Source organism: Pseudomonas sp. WS 5532, assembly GCF_012985445.1.
Taxonomy (GTDB): domain Bacteria; phylum Pseudomonadota; class Gammaproteobacteria; order Pseudomonadales; family Pseudomonadaceae; genus Aquipseudomonas; species Aquipseudomonas edaphica.
This window is the reverse complement of record NZ_JAAQWK010000054.1, coordinates 1-1,190: the sequence shown is the minus strand read 5'-3', so window position 1 is coordinate 1,190 and position 1,190 is coordinate 1. Positions and strand designations below refer to the sequence as shown.

Genomic DNA, 1,190 nt, shown 5'->3' with positions numbered 1-1,190 from the left:
GGATGGTCTGAAGTAGCCATGTATTTCCCCGGCATACCACCTAGCGCAACTTTTAAACTCGCCAAATGATCAAAAAACAATCAATTCGACGAGTATTTCTTACGTTTTCGCCACCCGGACCCCACTCCGGTGGCCATTTCCCGCATTACAGGCGCACCTCTCCTGCATTCGTCAGTAAATGTCGGCGCGCCATCCACAGGTTCGACAGAGCGAACAGTGTCACCAGTTGCGCCGTGTTTTTGGCCAAGCCGCGAAAGCGCACCTTGGTGTAACCGAACTGGCGCTTGATTACCCGGAACGGATGCTCGACCTTGGCGCGCACCTGAGCCTTGGCCTTTTCAATCTTGCGCTTGGCTTTGTACAGCACGCTGCGCTTATCGAGTTTTTTGTAGGTGCTGCGGCGTGCCGCCACCTGCCAGATAACTTCACGTCCTTCATGCTCGGGCCGCTTTTCGACACCGGTGTAGCCTGCATCGGCGCAGACCACGTTTTCGTCGCCATGCAGCAATTTGTCCACCTGGGTGACATCCGCCACATTGGCCGCCGTGCCCACTACGCTGTGCACCAGACCCGATTCGTCATCGGCGCCGATGTGGGCCTTCATGCCAAAATAATACTGGTTTCCCTTCTTGGTCTGGTGCATTTCCGGGTCGCGCTTGCCGTCCTTGTTCTTGGTCGAACTGGGCGCATTGATCAGCGTTGCATCGACGATGGTGCCCTGGCGCAGCGACAGGCCGCGGTCGCCCAGATAGCCATTGATGACAGCGAGGATGCCGGCCGCCAGCTCGTGTTTCTCCAGCAAGCGGCGGAAGTTGAGAATGGTGGTTTCGTCGGGGATGCGCTCCAGGTTCAGCCCGGCAAACTGGCGCAGGATCGTGGTTTCGTACAGCGCTTCCTCCATCGCTGGATCGCTGTAGCCGAACCAGTTCTGCAGCAGATGCACACGCAGCATCGCCATCAACGGGTAGGCCGGACGGCCACCTTCACCTTTCGGATAATGTGGCTCGATCAAAGCAATCAAGCCCTTCCACGGCACCACCCGATCCATCTCGATCAGGAACAACTCCTTGCGGGTTTGCTTGCGCTTGCCAGCGTACTCGGCGTCGGCGAAGGTCATCTGCTTCATCGGGAAACTCGGTGGGTGGGGTCGCGGTATTTTGCCAAATCAGAAAGTCTTTTTCAGAGTTTCC

Annotated in this window: 1 protein-coding gene; it reads right to left on the bottom strand. The window is 57.2% G+C overall.

What is annotated here, in order from left to right:
* Positions 1-145: 145 nt before the first annotated feature.
* The gene (locus HBO23_RS33555) at positions 146-1,126 is read right to left on the bottom strand and encodes an IS5-like element IS1384 family transposase (RefSeq protein ID WP_010466230.1); all 981 of its coding nucleotides are present in this window, start codon (positions 1,124-1,126) and stop codon (positions 146-148) included.
* Between the last annotated feature and the right edge of the window lie 64 nt (positions 1,127-1,190).

Excerpts from the sequence above, each read along its gene's own strand:
- HBO23_RS33555 (WP_010466230.1), bottom strand. The coding sequence starts at position 1,126 with ATGAAGCAGATGACCTTCGCCGACGCCGAGTACGCTGGCAAGCGCAAG.